This is a genomic window from Brevundimonas sp. (assembly GCF_965278935.1).
GTDB lineage: Bacteria > Pseudomonadota > Alphaproteobacteria > Caulobacterales > Caulobacteraceae > Brevundimonas.
On sequence record NZ_OZ257124.1, the window covers coordinates 736,820 to 754,003 of the forward strand.

The 17,184-nt window shown below is 67.2% G+C and carries 11 protein-coding genes; 7 read left to right on the top strand and 4 right to left on the bottom strand.

Translation table 11 applies throughout. The features are described from left to right. Positions 1-292: 292 nt before the first annotated feature. Positions 293-583 (top strand): integration host factor subunit beta, encoded by a 291-nt coding sequence (locus ACQY68_RS03745; protein ID WP_298162090.1) that lies wholly within the window; start codon positions 293-295, stop codon positions 581-583. A 46-nt stretch (positions 584-629) separates the two neighbouring features. After that, positions 630-1,052: a large-conductance mechanosensitive channel protein MscL gene (gene mscL, locus ACQY68_RS03750; protein ID WP_428151708.1), complete on the top strand. Its 423-nt coding sequence runs from the start codon at positions 630-632 to the stop codon at positions 1,050-1,052. Positions 1,053-1,149: 97 nt separating this feature from the next. Here the strand turns inward: mscL and ACQY68_RS03755 are convergent, their stop codons facing one another. Continuing rightward, the gene (locus tag ACQY68_RS03755) at positions 1,150-2,268 is read right to left on the bottom strand and encodes an N-acetyltransferase (RefSeq protein WP_428151709.1); all 1,119 of its coding nucleotides are present in this window, start codon (positions 2,266-2,268) and stop codon (positions 1,150-1,152) included. Positions 2,269-2,438: 170 nt separating this feature from the next. Here ACQY68_RS03755 and ACQY68_RS03760 point away from each other — a divergent pair, with 170 nt between their 5' ends. The 4 genes from ACQY68_RS03760 (at position 2,439) to ACQY68_RS03775 (ending at position 10,906) form a co-directional block, all read left to right on the top strand. Further along, entirely contained in the window at positions 2,439-3,101 is a 663-nt protein-coding gene (locus tag ACQY68_RS03760; RefSeq protein WP_428151710.1) for an ImuA family protein, read from the top strand. After that, positions 3,022-4,614 carry a Y-family DNA polymerase gene (locus ACQY68_RS03765; protein ID WP_428151711.1) on the top strand — a complete coding sequence of 531 codons (1,593 nt, stop codon included), beginning with the start codon at positions 3,022-3,024 and terminating at the stop codon, positions 4,612-4,614. Before ACQY68_RS03760 ends, ACQY68_RS03765 begins: the two co-directional genes overlap by 80 nt. Then, positions 4,611-7,952, top strand: a complete 3,342-nt coding sequence (locus ACQY68_RS03770; protein ID WP_428151712.1) for an error-prone DNA polymerase — start codon at positions 4,611-4,613, stop codon at positions 7,950-7,952. The genes ACQY68_RS03765 and ACQY68_RS03770 overlap by 4 nt, the downstream gene beginning before the upstream one ends. A 1,010-nt stretch (positions 7,953-8,962) precedes the next feature. Then, positions 8,963-10,906, top strand: a complete 1,944-nt coding sequence (locus tag ACQY68_RS03775) for a peptide MFS transporter (protein WP_428151713.1) — start codon at positions 8,963-8,965, stop codon at positions 10,904-10,906. Between the two features lie 173 nt (positions 10,907-11,079). Here ACQY68_RS03775 and ACQY68_RS03780 read toward each other — a convergent pair whose 3' ends face one another. From ACQY68_RS03780 to ACQY68_RS03790, 3 genes are all read right to left on the bottom strand, one after another. After that, positions 11,080-13,134 (bottom strand): TonB-dependent receptor plug domain-containing protein, encoded by a 2,055-nt coding sequence (locus ACQY68_RS03780; protein ID WP_428151714.1) that lies wholly within the window; start codon positions 13,132-13,134, stop codon positions 11,080-11,082. Positions 13,135-13,248: 114 nt separating this feature from the next. Beyond that, entirely contained in the window at positions 13,249-15,300 is a 2,052-nt protein-coding gene (locus ACQY68_RS03785) for a TonB-dependent receptor plug domain-containing protein (protein WP_428151715.1), read from the bottom strand. Positions 15,301-15,432: 132 nt separating this feature from the next. Then, positions 15,433-15,963: a hypothetical protein gene (locus ACQY68_RS03790; RefSeq protein WP_428151716.1), complete on the bottom strand. Its 531-nt coding sequence runs from the start codon at positions 15,961-15,963 to the stop codon at positions 15,433-15,435. A gap of 131 nt (positions 15,964-16,094) precedes the next feature. Between ACQY68_RS03790 and ACQY68_RS03795 the strand changes: the two genes are divergently transcribed. Further along, positions 16,095-17,045, top strand: coding sequence for a TraB/GumN family protein (locus ACQY68_RS03795; RefSeq protein ID WP_428151717.1), 951 nt, complete (start codon positions 16,095-16,097; stop codon positions 17,043-17,045). Positions 17,046-17,184: the final 139 nt, after the last annotated feature.

Below are 17,184 nucleotides of genomic sequence, written 5' to 3' on the forward strand. Positions count from 1 at the left end.
TGGCTCCGCGAGCCAGGCGTCAGGCCACAGGAAACGAGAAGGCGGCCGGAGTAATCCGGCCGCTTTTTTCATGGCTAGCGAAAAATACCGATCCGGGTTCTGCAACCGGTTACACCCGCGTCGGCGTTCGCCGATCGATGTACGGTTATCGACATTTAACGCTCTTCCCTGACGGAAACTGACGATCAGGCCTTTTTCGCCAGCCGGGCGAGGGCTAGTATGTCTTTGCAACCGAGTTGAAGTTGCACCCGTATTTGCTCGAAGCTGAGCAGGAAGGGACGGGGGTCCGGATATGATCAAGTCAGAGTTGATCGAAAAACTGGCGGCCGAGAATACGCATCTCACGCATGCGGAGGTCGAGCGCGTGGTCAATGTCGTGCTCGGTCGCATGACCGAGGCCATGGCCGAGGGCGGTCGTGTCGAGCTTCGGGGCTTCGGCGCGTTCTCCGTCAGAGCGCGGCCGGCGAGGGCGGGGCGTAACCCCCGCACCGGCGAGACCGTGGACGTGCCCGCCAAGTCCGTGCCCTTCTTCAAGAGCGGCAAGGAGTTGCGCGAGAGGCTCAATGCCTCCGGGGACGCCTGAACCGTAAGGTCCGGATGTCTGACGCCAGAAAATTGAAGGGGAAGCCGTGAGCCTGCTGAGCGAGTTCAAGGAGTTCGCCGCGCGCGGCAATGTCGTCGACCTGGCGGTCGGCGTCATCATCGGCGCGTCATTCGGCAAGATCGTCACCAGTCTGGTCGAACAGGTCGTGATGCCGCCGATCGGCCTGTTGCTGGGTCGCGTCGACTTCTCCGAACTGAAATGGGTGCTGTCGCCCGAGGATCCGACGACGGAGGCGATCGAGGAGGTCGCCATCCAGTACGGCGCCTTCATCAACACCCTGATCCAGTTCGTGATCGTGGCCTTCGTGGTCTTCCTGATGGTCAAGGGCATCAACCGCCTGCGCCGCGCGGAAGCCGCCGACCCGACGCCCTCGGCTCCGCCGGCCCCGACCCCGACCGAGGCGCTGCTGACCGAAATCCGCGACGAGCTGAAGGCGCGGAAGATCTAGGCATTACGCCGCAGGCCGTGGACCGGGCGACGGTATTGACCGCCTTAAAGGTCGATCACTTCGCCTACTGCCTACTGCCTACTGCCTACTGCCTTCCTCAGGCCACCCGCCGCGCCGCCATGGCCACCGGCACGGGCCTCAGGCAGATTCCGTAGTCGCCGTCGAACGGAGTCGGCGACCAGATCGCGGCGCCCGGCGACCTGGGGCCGAACTTCACATGACAGTGACCCCAGCCGCCTTCGCGTCGGGCCGAGGCGGCGAGCGGGCCGAGACGGCGAAGCAGGTCCGGACTGACCGTCTGTATGCGGAGTTTCGCCGCGCCCAGACCGTGGGCATTGCCGAGAAGGGCCTGCATCAGGGTCGGAATGGCGTCGGCCTCGCCCTCAAGCGCCACCAGATCGATGATCTCGAGCATCGGCGGCTCGATCGGATTGCCCTTGGACATCATGGCCATCGCATAGCCGCCGATCGTCTCGCCGCGATGGAAGGCCAGCAGAAGCGGGCGCAGCGTCAGATCGGGATCGGCCAGTCGCCAGCGCAGCATGGCCGGACTGCGGTCCGCAATCACGCGTCCTTCGCGCTTCAGGGCGTCCCAGAAATTCGCGAACCGTGACTGGTCGCCCAGATCGGTCAGAACCGACACCCCGGCCGGGAGGTTCAGGGTGTCCGGTTCATGAAGGCGGGGGTTGAGCAATCGCTCGGCCCGGGCTTCGGTCAGTCGCGGGGCCCGACGATCGATCTCTCGCCACAACCGCCCTCCGGCGCAGGCCAGGGTGTCGACGCGCCACGACAGTTTCACGTCGTGTGTCTCCGGCGGCCAGGCGACCATGCCGTAGCGTTTGTAGAGCGGGGCCGAGACCGGATTGGCGTTGAAGGTGTAGAGGGCGAACATGTCCGGCTGGCTGTGGAAGGCGGTCAGCAGTTTGCGACTGCTGCCCCGCGCACGGTCCGTGACGATGATCGAAAAGCCGGTGACGCCGTGGACGATCTGGTCGCCGTGATGAAAGCGCTGGACGAAGTTTCCGGTGAAGCCGCAGGCCTCGCCGTCCTCGGTCTCCAGCAGCCAGCCGGCCGGAGCGCCGGTTTCCAGCCGCGCCGGATTGTCGGCCAGCCAGCGCCAGCCCGCCTCCGAACGGCCCGGCCAGCCCACGGAGCGGTGCAGGGCGTTGATGGCGCCGGTATCCCCGGCGTCGACAGGTCGAACCGAAATAGTCATCCGTCTGGTTCCATTGCGAGACAGAGTGGCCCCCTAGGCGTCTCCTTGCACAAGGCGCGCCAGATCGAACCCGTATAGGTAGAAATCATGGGAAATCCATTAAGCGCCACGATTCTGGTTTGACTCTGTCCTGACCGGAACAAATAATGAACATGGAGTCTTTTCCCGCCATGTCCGTTCATCCATCGTCAGAACCCGAAGCCGCCCCGCCGCCCCTGTCTCCCCTGTCGGAGGGGCTTGAAGAGGTGTGCGCGGCCGGCGCACGCGACATGGCTGCGGCGTTCGCCTTCACCCTCTGCCGCACGTCGCTGGATACGGGGCGCGGCGTCGTCATGACCGCCACGCAGAACTGGCTGCGGGAGAATGGCCGCCCCTATGGTCCCGGCCTGCGGGACTTTCAGGCGCGCGAAGGCTTCGTCCTGGTCGAGACCAGAACCGAGGCCCTGGCCCTGTGGGCCATGGAACAGGCGTTGCGATCCGGCGGGGCCGCCCTGGTGATCGGGACCATCGACGGCGCCGAACTCGCCCAGACCCGGCGGCTGGAATTCGCCGCCCGTGACGGCGGCTGTTCCGGTCTTCTGTTGCGCGCCCGCTCCGGCGACCTCAGCGCGGCGCGGCGGCGTTGGCGCATCACAACCTGTGCGAGTGGCGGAGACGTCTTCGACGAACGCGCGCCGGGCCGGATGACGATCCGTGCCGAAATGACCCGCAGCCGGATGGAGCGGCCGGGCGTGTGGATGCTGGAGCAGGATGATGAGACGCATCGTCTCCGTCTGGCTGATCGACTGGCCGGTGACGGTCTGGGTCCGATCGGCCGGCCCCGGTACGCCTGATCCGTTCGCGGCCGATGCGGGCCCTCTGGCCCTGATCCTGCGCACCGCGCGGGGTGCGATCCTCCATGCCCTGAACCCTGCCGCCCGCGTCGTGAACCTGTCGCGAGGCCAGACCCAGGCCGACGCCCTGGCCATGATTCCGCGCCTGGCCTGCCATCCCGCCGATCCCGCCGCCGATCTGCGCGCGCTGGAGGCTCTCGCCGTCTGGGGCGAGCGGTGGTCGCCGGCCGTCACGGTCGATCCCTCCGACGGCGGGCTGGAGGGATTGTTCCTCGACCTGACCGGCGCGACCCATCTGTTCGGCGGCGAGGACAGGGCCATCGCCCGCATCGAGCAGCGGCTGGCCGAGGCCGGCATCCGCGCCCGCGCCGCCATGGCCCCGTCGCCCGGCGCCGCTTGGGCTCTGGCGCGCTACGGGACCGCGACCCGGATCGCGACCGACGCCGACGTTCGTGAGGCCCTCGCACCCCTTCCGGTCGAATCCCTTCGCATCACCGACGCCGCACTGAAACAGACGAAGCGGTTCGGGCTCAGGCGGATCGGCGACCTCTATCCCATGCCGCGGGCCGGCCTCGCCCGCCGCTTCCGGGACGGCGCCGGGGTCGGTCTGGTGCGCCGGCTGGATCAGGCCGTGGGCGCCGCCAACGAGGCCCTGATCCCGACCCGCGCCCCTCCCCGCTATCGCGGCTGGGAAGCCTATGCCGATCCCCTGACCGACACGGCCGGGATCGAGGCGCGCCTGCCGGGCCTGGCCGAAAGCCTCGCCCGGTCGATGGAGGAGGACGGTCAGGGCGCGCGGGCCCTGACCCTGACCGCCTTCCGCGTCGACGGCCGGACCAGTGCGGTGTCGGTCCGAATGGGTCGGGCGCTCCGCGACGTGTCGATCTGGATGCGGCTGTTCCGAGAGACGGGGATCGAGCGGATCGATCCCGGCTTCGGCATCGACGCCCTGATGCTGACCGCTGACCTGACCGAGCCTGTGGTCGCCCTCCAGGTCGTCATGGGCGAGGAGCAGCAGACCCGCCACGCCGAAGGCCTGGCCGCTCTGATCGACCGGCTCTCGGCCCGGCTGGGAGAGGGGGCGGTCCGCGTCGCCGACCCCTTTGGCTCGTGGCTGCCCGAACGCGCCGAACGCTGGCGACCGGCTCTCGCCAAGCCCCCGCCGAAGGAAGAGGGGGCCGGTGATCCGCAGCGCGCCCGGCCTCTGATGTTGCTCGATCCGCCTGAGCCGGTGGAGACTACGGCCGACCTGCCCGATGGAACCCCGGCCCAGTTCACCTGGCGACGGGTGCTGCGCAAGGTGACCCGCGCCGACGGCCCCGAACGCCTGTCGCCCGAATGGTGGCGGCCGCGCCCTGATGGTCGTCTGTCCCGCACCCGCGACTACTACCGCATCGAGGACGATCAGGGCCTGCGCTACTGGCTGTTCCGCGAGGGGCTGTACGGATCGGAGTACACAGGCGCGAAGGACGAGCGTGCGCCGTCCTGGTGGATGCACGGGATATTCCCGTGAGCGCGTGGTCTGGCGAATACGCCGAGCTCGGCGCGATGACGAACTTCAGCTTCCTGGAGGGCGCGTCCCATCCCGGCGAGATGATGATGCAGGCCAAGGCCCTGGGTCTCGCCGCCGTCGGGATCGCCGATCGCAATACCCTGGCCGGCATCGTCCGGGCGCTGATGGGCGCCGAGGACTATGACATACGACTGGTCGTCGGGGTCCGGCTCGGGTTCCTCGACGGGACGGAACTGATCGTCTTCCCCCGCGACCGGGCGGCCTATGGTCGCCTGTGCCGCCTGCTGACCCTGGGCAAGAGCGAGATCCTCGACGATGCGCCCCCGCATTCGCCCCACCCGCATCTCCGCCTCGTCCAGCCGGTCGAGGACGACGACGCCAGGCCCGATCGCACCGCCAAGGGCGACACCCGCCTGACCTTCGATCAGGCCGTGGCCCACGGCGCAGGCCTGATCGCCCTCGCCGTCGCACCCGAGGTTCCCGACGCCGCCTTCGAGGCCCGCCTTCTCGCCTGGCGTCGTGCCTGGCCCGACACGCTCTATCTGGCCGCCGCCCCCCTGTGGCGCGGCGACGACCGGGCGCGGCTGAACCGTCTGGCGGGCATGGCCAACCGCACCGGCGCGCCGATGATCGCCACCAACGCCGCGATGTATCACCACCCCGACCGTCGCCCGATGCAGGACGTCCTGACCTGCATCCGCGAGGGCACGACCATCGACAAGGCGGGGCTGCGCCTTCAGGTCAACGGAGAGCGTTCTCTCAAGCCCGCCGTCGAAATGGCCCGCCTGTTCCGGGGGCACGAGGCGGCTCTGGACCGGACGATGGAGGTGGTGCGGGGGTGTTCGTTCTCCCTGCGGGAGCTCAGCTATCAATACCCGGACGAACCGGTACCGCCGGGATGGTCGCCGCAGGGCTGGCTGATCCGACTGACCTGCAAGGGGGCGCGAGAGAAATGGCCACGTGATCAGGGGCCCGTGCCGGCCCATGTGGTCAGGACAATCCGCAAGGAGCTTCGGCTTGTGCGGGAGCGAGGATACGCGCCGTATTTTCTGACCGTGCACGAAGTGGTCGCATGGGCGCGGCATCCGGACCGGAACATTCTCTGTCAGGGGAGGGGCTCGGCCGCCAACTCCGTCATCTGCTTCTGCCTGGGCATCACCAACGTCAATCCGACCAGCCAGGACATGCTGATCGAGCGGTTCATCTCCTCCAACCGGTCGGAGCCGCCGGACATCGACGTCGATTTCGAGCATGAGCGGCGCGAACTGGTGATGCAGCATGTCTATGAGCGCTACGGCCGCGACCGGGCCGGCATCGTCGCCACCATCATCCACTATCGGCCACGCTCGGCGATCCGCGATGTCGGCAAGGCGCTGGGTCTGACCGATGACGTCACCGCTCGGATGGCCGACACCGTCTGGGGATCCTTCGGCGACGCGGTGAAGGACGATCATGTCGACAGAACAGGTCTGGATCGCGACGACGTTCGCATGGATCTGGCCCTGAGGCTGACAGCCGAACTGATCAAGTTTCCGCGCCATCTCAGCCAGCACGTCGGGGGCTTCGTTCTGAGCCAGGGGCCGCTGGTGGAGATCGTGCCCATCGGCAATGCCGCCATGCCGGACCGCACCTTCATCGAGTGGGACAAGGACGACATCGATCATCTCAATCTGATGAAGGTCGATGTGCTGGCGCTTGGGATGCTGACGGCGATGAAGCGCGCCTTCCGGATGATCGGCGAAAGCTACGACCATCAGCTGGCGCTGGACACCGTCCCGACGGAACGGCCGGAAGTTTACGACATGCTGTGCAAGGGAGACTCGCTGGGTGTCTTTCAGGTGGAAAGCCGGGCCCAGATGGCGATGTTGCCGCGCTTGCGGCCTCGGGTCTTCTACGATCTGGTCGTTCAGGTGGCCATCGTCCGGCCAGGCCCGATCCAGGGCGACATGGTCCATCCTTATCTCAAGCGCCGCACGGAGCGACGCGCCCACGAGGCGGTGCATGGTCGCGGCAGCTACCGGTTCGAGATGCCTGGCTCGCGAGCGGACCCGCTCGAACTGACGAACGTCCTCAGAAAGACCCTCGGCGTGCCCCTGTTTCAGGAACAGGCCATGAAGATCGCCATGGTCGCCGCCGAGTTCAGCGGCGAACAGGCGAACGGCCTGCGTCGGGCCATGGCGACATTCAGGCATATGGGCACCATCGGGGAGTACGAAGTCCTGATGGTGGACGGGATGATCAGACGAGGTTACGACCCGGACTTCGCCCAGAAATGCTTCAACCAGATCAAGGGCTTCGGCGAGTATGGCTTCCCCGAGAGCCATGCTTGCTCCTTCGCCTTCCTCGTCTACATCTCCGCCTGGGTGAAATGCTTCTACCCGGACGTCTTCGCAGCCTGTCTGCTGAACAGCCAGCCGATGGGCTTCTATGCCCCGGCCCAGATCGTGCGAGACGCCCGGGAGCATGGCGTCGAGGTGCGCCATCCCGATCTGAACGCCAGTGACTGGGATGCGACCTTGGAACCGGGCCGGACGTCGGAGCAGCGTGCCATGCGTCTCGGTTTGCGCTCCATCGACGGGTTCAAGAAGGATTGGGCGCTCAAGGTCATGGCGGAGCGCGCCCTCGCCCCCTTCCGCGACCTTGAGGACCTGCGCATCCGCGCCGACCTTCCCCCTTCCGCCCTCGACCGCCTGGCCGAGGCTGACGCCTACGGGTCGCTCGATCTCAGCCGTCGTCAGGGGATGTGGGCGGCCAAGGGGGCGGCGCCGGCGTCATCGGCGCCCCTGTTTGCGGCCATGGGGCTGGACGAGGCGGACGGGTCGCCGCCTGCGGCCCTGCCGCGCCTGACCGACGCCGAGGAGGTGGTCGGTGACTATCAGACGATCCGGCTGTCGCTGAAGGGGCATCCGGTCGCCTTCCTGCGTGAGCGGTTGACGAAGGCGGGCGCCGTGACCGCCGAGGCCTGCAGGAGCGTGAAGGACGGGCGTCGCGTCCGCGTCGGCGGTGTGGTGCTGGTGCGTCAGCGGCCGGGCTCGGCCAAGGGGGTGGTCTTCCTGACCCTCGAGGACGAGACGGCGGTGGCCAACCTCGTGGTCTGGCCCGACGTGTTCGAACGGCTGCGTCCCGTGGCCATGGGGGCGCGGATGGTGCTGGCCGTCGGCAAGATCCAGCGATCGGAGGAGGGCGTGACCCATCTGGTGGTCGAGGACCTCATCGACTGGACTCCGATGCTGGGTCACCTGTCGACCGATCCGACGCCGGGATCGGGCCACGCCCCGACGCGCGGACGACATCCGAGGGACGTGCGCATCCTGCCGGGGTCCCGGGATTTTCACTAGATTCGCTCTCTCGGCGGGAGAGGGATTCCGGGCCATACCCATCAACACATCCGCCCAGGACCCCAAGGATTTCAACGCCCGGGATTATTTAGAGCCTTTATCCGCGCCCCCTCCCTGACCGCGCGTACACTTCTGGATGTCCCATCGCATGGGGAAGGCGTCCTGGGCCCAGGACCCGGACGTGCTGTGGGGCGCGATCGAGCGGGAAACTGCATCGTGGATCCGACCGAGGACCCTTGTCCGGCGTAGAACCTGGACTTGCGGAGGCACGAACCGGAAGCGATGCGGGACTGTCCGGGGGGCGTAAAACCCCGGAGCCCGGAGGGGCCTGAAACCCTCCGCCCGTCGTGGGCTTAAGTCTTTCTGGGATTAAACGGCGACAAGCGTCGGGGGCGAAACAGCCACACCCGACAGGCCGCACCGAAGCCCACCATCGACTGCTCACGTCCAATCGAGCGCGACGGAGCCCTTGGCGCGAGCCGAAAACTTCTCATCCGGTCCCCGTAACGCGAAAGCAGGGGCCACATCGGTTCCGGGCGACCGCCCGGGCTCCGTCGACTTCCCCACCCGTTCACAGCGGAAGAGCGATGACGCACGCCTGGCAGTCTCCCTCCCCCTCCGGGGGAGGGTGGCTGAGCCGAAGGCGAAGCCGGGGTGGGGGCGGCAAGGCAAAACACCACAGGCCTGCATCCGCATCGCCGATGGGGGGCCGGCAAGGCAAACCTCACAGCCTGCGTCCGCATCGCCCCGCCGCCCCCACCCCGTCACTGCGCGACGACCCTCCCCCACGGGGGCGGGAAAAGTCCCGGCCCCAACCGATTCACCTGCGGTTCATCGCCGCCCTGTGACGGTTCGATTATCCATAAGGCTTGTCCGGTCTTGCCCGGCGTGCTGCTTATGCCGGCTTGAGCGCGCCCGTTCGGCGCGGCGTTAGGGAGTGGGCGGTTGATCCAGACCGAAGAGGGGGCCCTCGGGCTTCGACGACTTACGAGCAACGCGGGAGGTCAGGCGTGAACATCGTCATCCTTCTGGGGGTGATCATCACCCTGGCGACCGGGCTTCCGGTGCTGCTGCAAATCCTCAAGACCCACCCCAAGGGGCTGTTGGTCTGCTTCTTCGCCGAGATGTGGGAACGGTTCTCCTTCTACGGCATGCGCGGTCTTCTGATCTTCTATCTGACCCAGCATTTCCTCTTCGACGACGGCTTCGCCTCGGGCCAGTACGGCTCCTACGCCTCCCTCGTGTACCTGCTGCCGCTGATCGGCGGCATCGTGGCCGACCGTTATATCGGCACGCGCAAGGCGATCATGTTCGGGGCGATCCTGCTGGTCGCCGGTCACGGCATGATGGCGTTCGAGGGCAATCCCTCGACCCAGACCCTGGCCTATGGCGGCGCCGTCTACGACATTCAGATCGACGGCCGTGGCGACACCCAGACCTCCCAGGTCGTGGTCGGCGGACAGCCCTATCACTTCACTCCGGCCGAGGGCGGCGGTCTGACCATCACCGACCTGCCGGCCAATTCGGCCATCCCGGGTACGCTCGCGGAAGGCAGCTACGAGCTGACGGCCGCCCGCGATCCGATGGGCGTCAACGTCTTCTACCTGGCTCTGTCGCTGATCATCATGGGCGTCGGCTTCCTCAAGCCGAACATCTCGACCCTGGTCGGCCAGCTGTATCCGCAGGGCGATCCACGCCGGGATTCGGGCTTCACCCTCTACTACTATGGCATCAACCTGGGCTCGTTCTGGGCGGCCGTGCTGTGCGGCCTGCTGGGCCAGCGATTCGGCTGGAGCTGGGGCTTCGGCCTCGCCGGCATCGGCATGCTGGCCGGCCTGATCGTCTTCTGGCTGGGCAAACCCCTGCTTCAGGGCAAGGGCGAACCGCCCGTTCCGGCGCTCATCAAGCAGCCGGTCATGGGCTTCCTGAACCGCGAAAGCCTGATCTACCTGCTGGCTATCGTCGGCGTTGGCGCCCTGTGGTTCATCGTTCCGAACCACAATCTCGTCGGCACCGGCCTGATCATCTCGACGGTCCTGTCGCTGGCCTTCATCACCTGGTTCATCATCTTCAAGTGCGACAAGGTCGCGCGTGAGCGGATGATGCTGGCCATGGTGCTGGTGTTCGGCTCGGTGATCTTCTTCACCCTGTTCGAACAGGCCGGCTCGTCGCTGAATCTGTTCGCCGACCGCAACGTCGATCTGGCCCTGACCAGCCAGGCCGTCACCTTCCTGGGCATCCCCATGGGCTCGCCCGATCAGCTGGCGGCCGCGGGCATCAATACCGCGAACTGGTGGAGCTGGATCGACACCTCCATGTCGGCCTCCCAGACCCAGTCGTTCAACGCCGGCTTCATCCTGATCTTCGCGCCCATCTTCGCGGCGCTGTGGGTCTGGCTGGCCAACCGCAAGATGGACCCCAATCCGGTGGTCAAGTTCGGCCTGGGCATCATTCAGGTCGGCCTCGGCTTCCTGGTCATCGTCTGGGGCGCCAACTCGGGCATGGTGGACGACGCCTTCCGCACGCCTCTGATCCTGCTGGCGCTGCTGTACCTGCTGCATTCGACCGGCGAGCTGTTCCTGTCGCCTGTCGGTCTGTCGGAGATCACCAAGCTTTCGGTGCCGGCGATCGTCAGCTTCATGATGGCGGTCTGGTTCATGGCCTCCTCGATCGCTCACTTCGTCGGCGGCATGATCGCCGGCGCCGCGGGCACCGAGACGGTCGGCGGCCAGGTGCTGGATCCCGCAGCGGCGCTGAACACCTCCCTGGAGTCGTTCAACACCCTCGGCTGGGTCGGCGTCGGCATCGGCGTCGCCTTCATCCTGGCCAGCTTCTTCATCGCGAAGTGGTCGAACGGGGTGAACGAGCCGGGCAACCATCCGGGACCGTCCTTGACGGACGCGGGTCGCGAGGACGGCAACGTCGCTCGCCCGGACGCCACCACGACCGGCTGAACCGCCTGAGCGTCAGACGAAAAGAAGGGCGGCGTCCTCGCGGACGCCGCCCTTTTTCAGGCGAGCAAATAGGAATTAATTCGGAACACGCCCTTGCGTTATTCAGACGGGGCGCCATCTGTCGGACGGGTCTTTGACATCGCCGGAGCAGGTTGTCGGACTGGATCGACGTCCTACAGGGTCTTGCGCAGCTGGATGAAGACCCAGGGACTCATCCGCGTGCCACGTTCCTCGCGGAACGACAGGGGCGCGGCGTTGCGCGGGCCGGAATAGACGAATCGTTCGCGCCGGCTTTCGCGGTCCGTGGCGTTGCCCAGATCGACGCGGACGGTCAGGTCTTCGCGGGGCTTCCACTGGGCGAACAGGGTGACGAACGGCTCTTCTTCGATGAAGCGGACTTCGCGGATCCGGTACTGCACCGGGTTATCGATATTGCAGCCGTGCTCGAAGCCGTAAGACCAGCGCCCGCCGCGCAGGTCCTGGCGGAAACTCACCCCGCAGCCGAACTCGACCCGGCCGGAAAACGGACGGTCCTCGCCGGTCAGAGGATCGGTCACGCTGGTCTGGTTGAAGGTTACACGACCGTCCAGGCGCGCGTTGGGCACGCCCAACCGATCCAGCGGCAGGGTCAGGACCACCTGCTGAACATCGGACGTACCGCTGCCGATATTACCCACCGCCTCGAACCCGCCGGTCAGGGGGATGACGTCGATCCGGTCCTCGAACTCCGCGTGGATCAGGGTAAAGGTCAGGGCGCCCTCGCCCCAGAAGCGGCGCTCGTAGACGGCTTCCATCGTCCAGGCCTTGGCCGGCTCCAGATCGGGATTGCCGCCCTCGACCTGGTTCAGATCGACATCGGCCGAGGCGACGAAGTCGCCGAAGTCGAGCTGGCCTACCTCGCGCTCGACGCGGAAGCGGAACTGGTGGTCCGCGATCGGCGTCCAGGTCAGCTGCAGGCGCGGCTTGGGATAGACGAAGGTCTCGGTCAGGTCGCTGTCGCCCGACTGGCTGATCTCCGATACTTCGACACGCAGGGCCGCCTCGACGGTCAGTTTCGGGCTGGGCCGCCAGGTCGTCTGGCCGAAGACCTCGCCGCGCAGCTCCTCGACCTTCACCGAGGCGGAGGGCAGGGGGATGGACACGCCGTTCTCGGCATAGGTCGTGGCGCTGTCGAGGAAGTTGTAGGCCGCCTCGCCGCCCCCTTCGAAGGCCCAGCGATCCGACTGGCGGAAACGCAGAACGGCCCGGCCTATCGTCTCGCCCGCGGTTCCTTCGCCGCCGAAGGCGACGCGGTTCAGGCCGGAGAAGGAACGCGATTCGTCGTTGTCGACCTCGTAGCGCTGAAGGCCGGTCAGCTCGATTTCCGTGCGCTCGCTCAAGGGCCGGGTCCAGTTCAGGCCCAGCTCCGCCTCGACCTCGTCGCCTTCGTTCTCGACCCTTTCGTTCTGGCCGGCCCCACTGCGGATCAGGGTGTCGATCGAGTTTTCAGCCTGGTTCCAGCCGAGCACGCCGTTGACCTTGAAGCGGCCGCCGCCGGCCAATCCCTGCCAGGCGGCCGTGCCACGCACGTTGCGGAAACGGTCCCAGCGGTCGAGATCGGCGTTCTGGATCAGGGCGCCGGCCGCGTTGTAGCGACGACGATAGCCGTCGCCGGTCCCGTCAGTCCGGTCGGTCGTGGCGCTGAGCGACGCTTCCAGCTGGTTTTCGCCCTCGCGACGCGACCAGGACGCCTGCAGCAGCGGCCCAAGATAACCGTCGGGATAGACGTAGGTGTTGGCCTCCAGAACGGTCTGGATCTGGACCGTGCGCTTCAGCACGACATTGGCCACGACCGAGCGGCCCTGCATGTCGATGCCCGGAGCCCCGCCCCGGATCAGCTCGATCCTCTCCACGCTCGCCGCGGAGATGCGACGCAGGATTCCGTCCAGACCATCGGACTTGGAGGATGGCCGGTCCCCGTCGATCAGGACGTTGCCCGCCGCGCCGGCGAAGCCCCGCGTGTCGGTATTGCCGGTGTCGAAGCCGAAGCCTGGCAGTCGGGCGATCATGTCCAGCGCGGTGTTCGGGCTGCTGTCCGCGAAGAAGGCCGGTTCGAAAACGAGGACGCCCTGCTGCGCCGTATCGACGACAGGCGCCTGGGCGGCTGTCGTCGGGGCCGCGGTCTGCGCGGCGGCGGTGAACGGGGCCGCGACGAGCATCGTCGTCGCGAGCAAGAGCGCCTTGGTCATGTGAAATCCTCTCCCGGAGAGGACCCTGACGACCGGCCTCGTTCATCTCCAGTTACAAGCGGTACAGGTGGATTACATCGCCGAAACAATCGCGGCGACGATGTGGCGAAGGCCTTAGAAGGTCTTGCGGACGCGGATCTGCCAGAAGGTGCGGGGATCGATCGGCCGCAGTTCGGTGAAGGCGATCGGCCGCGCGGGCGTCCGGTCGGCATACTGGGTGCGCTCGACCTGGAAGTCGTTCCAGATGTTGACCTTGACCATCACCGACAGGGTCGGGGTCGGCTTGTATTCGACGAAGCCCTCGAAATAGTCGCTGCCGGTGAAGCCCGAGGTCTGGTCCGGATCATAGGAGAACTGGCGCAGTCCCTCGAGATAGGTCGCCGACCAGTTGACCTTCCAGCTGGTGATGTCCTGCGAGATCGTGAAGCCCGGCTGGGACGGGCGGACCTGGGAAATGGGGCGGTTCAGACCGGTCGTGGGATCGACGACCTCGGTCTTGTTCCATGTGTTGCGGAAGGCGAACTGACCGCCGGAGAAGCCGGTCCAGTCCAGCGGCACAACGACGTTGACCGCCAGCTGGTCCAGGGTGCCGTCGCCGATGTTGCCGGTCGCCGACAGGTTGCCGGGCAGGGGCAGGCGGTCGATCACGCCGATGATCTCGTCGTGGCGGTAACCGACCGAGACGATGCCGTCGCCGAGGAAGCGGCGCTCGTAAGTCAGTTCGGAGATCCAGCGCTGTTCCGGCTCGAGGTCCACGTTGCCGCCGAAGACCTGGTCGTCGCTGAGTTCGGCCGAGGCGGCGAAGTCGCCGAAGTCGAGCTGGCCCAGCTCACGTTCGAAGCGGAAGCGGACCTGGTTCTGGGGCATTGGGGTCCAGGTGACCTGAACGCGCGGCTTGGCGAAGAAGAAGCTCTTTTCCAAATCGGCGTCGCCGGACTGGCTGATGGTCGAGGCTTCCAGTCTCAGACCGCCCTCGACGGTCAGGTTGGGACGGACGCGCCAGGTCACCTTGCTGAAGGCCTCGCCGCGCGTCTCCTCGACGGTGACGGAGGCGGACGGAAGCGGCACGTTGACGCCGCCTTGCAGGAAGGCCTGATCGACGGACAGCATGTTGTAGGCGAGCTCGCCGCCGGCCTCGACGGTCATCGAGGACGACCGTTCCCAGCGCAGGAGGGAGCGCAGGATGGTCTCGGAGGACTCGCCCGTCGATTCGAACCGCTGCTCGGGGCTGATGACGGCGCCGACGCGATTGTTGGAGATCGAGGCGTTCTCGAAATCGCTCCACTCGCGAATGAAGCGGGTTTCCGAGGTCAGACCGTCGCGGAGCGGGCGGGTGAAGACCGCGCCGACTTCGCCGCTGGTCCCGGTCTCGTCATAGGAGTTCTCGCGCAGGATGCCGGGGCCGTCCTGACGGCTCCACTGGCTGTAATCGTTCTGGCCGATGCGGGCGGTCAGGTCGATCTTGCCGCCCATGAAGGCGTTGGCGTAGTTGCCGCGGATGCCCTGGCCGCCGCCGTGCTGGTCGTTGAAATAGCCTTCGTCACGCAGGATGACGCCGTTGCGGTCGCGGCGGATGACGCGGCCCACGCCGTTGGCGTCGCTGACCGAGACGCCGTCGGACAGGGTGAAGCCCATGACGCGGTCACCGTCGCGGGCGGTGAACTGGTAGCTGCCGTTGGCGGCGTCGCGGCCGCCCTCGAACAGGAAGGCGGTGCCGGTAAAGATCGATTCGTGGCTGGACTGGGTCTTGGTGATGACGTTCACGACGACCGAATAGCCCTGCATGTCTATGCCGGGCGCGCCGCCGCGGATCAGCTCGATACGCTCGACCTGGGGGACCAGGGTGCGGCTGAGGACCGAGGATCCGGCGTCATTCTTGGAGGCCGGACGGGCGCCGTTGATCAGGATGTTGCCGACTGCGCCTTCAAAGCCGCGCGAGCCGTCGCCGTCCTGGACCGAGAAGCCCGGGATGCGGTTGACCATGTCGAGCGCCGTGTTCGGCCGCTGGTCGGCGAAGAAGTCGGGGGTGAAGACGAGGACGCCCTGCTGGCTGGCGTCGGCCTGCGGCGGATTGGCGGCCTCGGAGGGCGCGGTCGCGGTCTGCGCCATGGCGCCGCCGGCGCTGAACAGAATGGCCGTGGTGGCCAGAAGAATGGTCTTGGTCATCGCCTGGGGTTCCCCTTGTTGCTGGGGAAGGTGTGACGACCGGCCGCGTTCATCTCCAGTTACAAGCTGGACAGGTGGATTACATCTTCGACAGCATTACGGCGTTGCAATCTTCGCGGCTTATTCCGGCGATTACTGTGGCGAATCCGCGCCTGCATTTCCGGACGCGAGCGCTGCGCCTTGCGGCGCACCCGTGTCCATCCGGCTCCAGCGCAGGGCCCGCTCCCCGGCGTAGTCCGGGCGGGGCTGGTCGAAGCCGAAGGCGCGCGACCCGTCGGCCAAGGGATCGCCGGCCGGTACGGTGACCTCTATCACGCGGGCGGCGCTGACCGGCGTCGGCATGGGCATCCGGGGAGCAGGATCGCCGAGGGACGCGTCGCCGACCCAGGCGGGCGGCGGCAGGGTGTCGTCGAACGGGGGCTCGGCCCGTTCCAGCGCGGCGCGGTCGAAGCCGTCGTTGAGGGCGCCGACCTCCATGGTCTCGCCGGGCAGGACTTCGGGCTCGACTGGAGGGACGACGGCGACGGCGAGGCCCGGTCCGAAGGACCGGCCCGTCTCCGACCCGCCCAGCACGAAGGCGCTCGTTCCGATCACCGCGATCATGGCCACGGCGGCGGCGATGCCCAGGCGGACGTCGGTGCGGGACAATGGATGGGCGGCCATGGCGGTCGGAACCTTGAGGAGGAAGGCGTCAGCGAAACACGGCGGCGGCGTCGCGGTTCCGCCTTTACGGCCACGGTTGGGCCACAACCGCTCCCGATGGTCCAGTGCGACAGGCAGTGAGGGATTCGAACATGAGAACGTGGCTGACGGGACTGGCGCTGGTCGCGACCCTTGCGGGAGCCGCGCCGGCCTTCGCGCAGGATGCAGCCGCCGTGCAGGACGAAGACCGGGTCGAGGACATCGTGGTTACCGCGCGGCGAGCCGGAGCGCCGATGTGGACGGTCGAGCGCGGCGATTCGACCGTGATCCTGGTCGGCGCCATCAGCGGCGTGCCGCGCGATTTCGTCTGGCGTCCCGAGGCGCTGGAGGCGGCGACGGCGCGGTCGCAGCGCATCCTCTATCCGACAGAGGCGCGGGCCTCGATGAGCGACGTGTTCCGGATCCTGTGGCGCATCCGGACAATCTCCCGCCTGCCCGAGGGGACGACGACGGCGGACTATCTGTCGCCTGACCTGCAGGCTCGGCTGGAGGCGCTTATGGCGGACGAGGGCGACGGCTGGCGCACCAAGAGTTTTGTCGGTTTGAGCTTCGACCTGCTTGAGAAGGCAGGGCGCGAACGGCGGACGTCCGGCGCCGTTACGGCCGTGCGCGACGCCGCGCGACGCGCCGGGCTGTCGGGCGAACCCGTCGGCATCGTGCGGGGTGACGAACTGGTCGAGGGGCTGATCTCCGGCCCGCCCGCACAATACGCGCCGTGTATCGCCGCATCCATCGCGGCGGCCGAAGCGGGGCCGGAAGGGGCGCAGGCGCGACTGGAGGCCTGGCGTGCCCTCCGGGTGGTCGATGTTCTCGCGACGCCGCTGGATCAGGCCTACGACCTGTGCTGGCCCTCGGGCGATCCCGAGGTGGCGCCGGCCCAGCGCGAGCAGTGGCGGGCGGCGACGCAGACCGCTCTGACCCAGCCCGGCGTGACCATGGGCGTTGCGGCTCTGCGCATCCTCGCCGAACCCGGCGGGGTGCTGGACCAGCTGGAGGCGGAAGGGCTGGAGGTTCGAGGGCCGGACTGGAAGGTCGAGCCCTGACCGGACTCCAAAACACCGTCCGATGCATTCGAAGCGTCCAGATAGTCCGTAGAGTCGGGTTTGACCCCGGCGCGACTCCAGAAAGCGAGTCGACAGAGTCGACAGAGTCTACATGAGGGCCGTCGGTTGCCGGCGGCCG

Excerpts from the sequence above, each read along its gene's own strand:
- ACQY68_RS03745 (WP_298162090.1), top strand. The coding sequence starts at position 293 with ATGATCAAGTCAGAGTTGATCGAAAAACTGGCGGCCGAGAATACGCAT.
- ACQY68_RS03755 (WP_428151709.1), bottom strand. The coding sequence starts at position 2,268 with ATGACTATTTCGGTTCGACCTGTCGACGCCGGGGATACCGGCGCCATC.
- ACQY68_RS03760 (WP_428151710.1), top strand. The coding sequence starts at position 2,439 with ATGTCCGTTCATCCATCGTCAGAACCCGAAGCCGCCCCGCCGCCCCTG.
- ACQY68_RS03765 (WP_428151711.1), top strand. The coding sequence starts at position 3,022 with ATGAGACGCATCGTCTCCGTCTGGCTGATCGACTGGCCGGTGACGGTC.
- ACQY68_RS03780 (WP_428151714.1), bottom strand. The coding sequence starts at position 13,134 with ATGACCAAGGCGCTCTTGCTCGCGACGACGATGCTCGTCGCGGCCCCG.
- ACQY68_RS03785 (WP_428151715.1), bottom strand. The coding sequence starts at position 15,300 with ATGACCAAGACCATTCTTCTGGCCACCACGGCCATTCTGTTCAGCGCC.
- ACQY68_RS03790 (WP_428151716.1), bottom strand. The coding sequence starts at position 15,963 with ATGGCCGCCCATCCATTGTCCCGCACCGACGTCCGCCTGGGCATCGCC.
- ACQY68_RS03795 (WP_428151717.1), top strand. The coding sequence starts at position 16,095 with ATGAGAACGTGGCTGACGGGACTGGCGCTGGTCGCGACCCTTGCGGGA.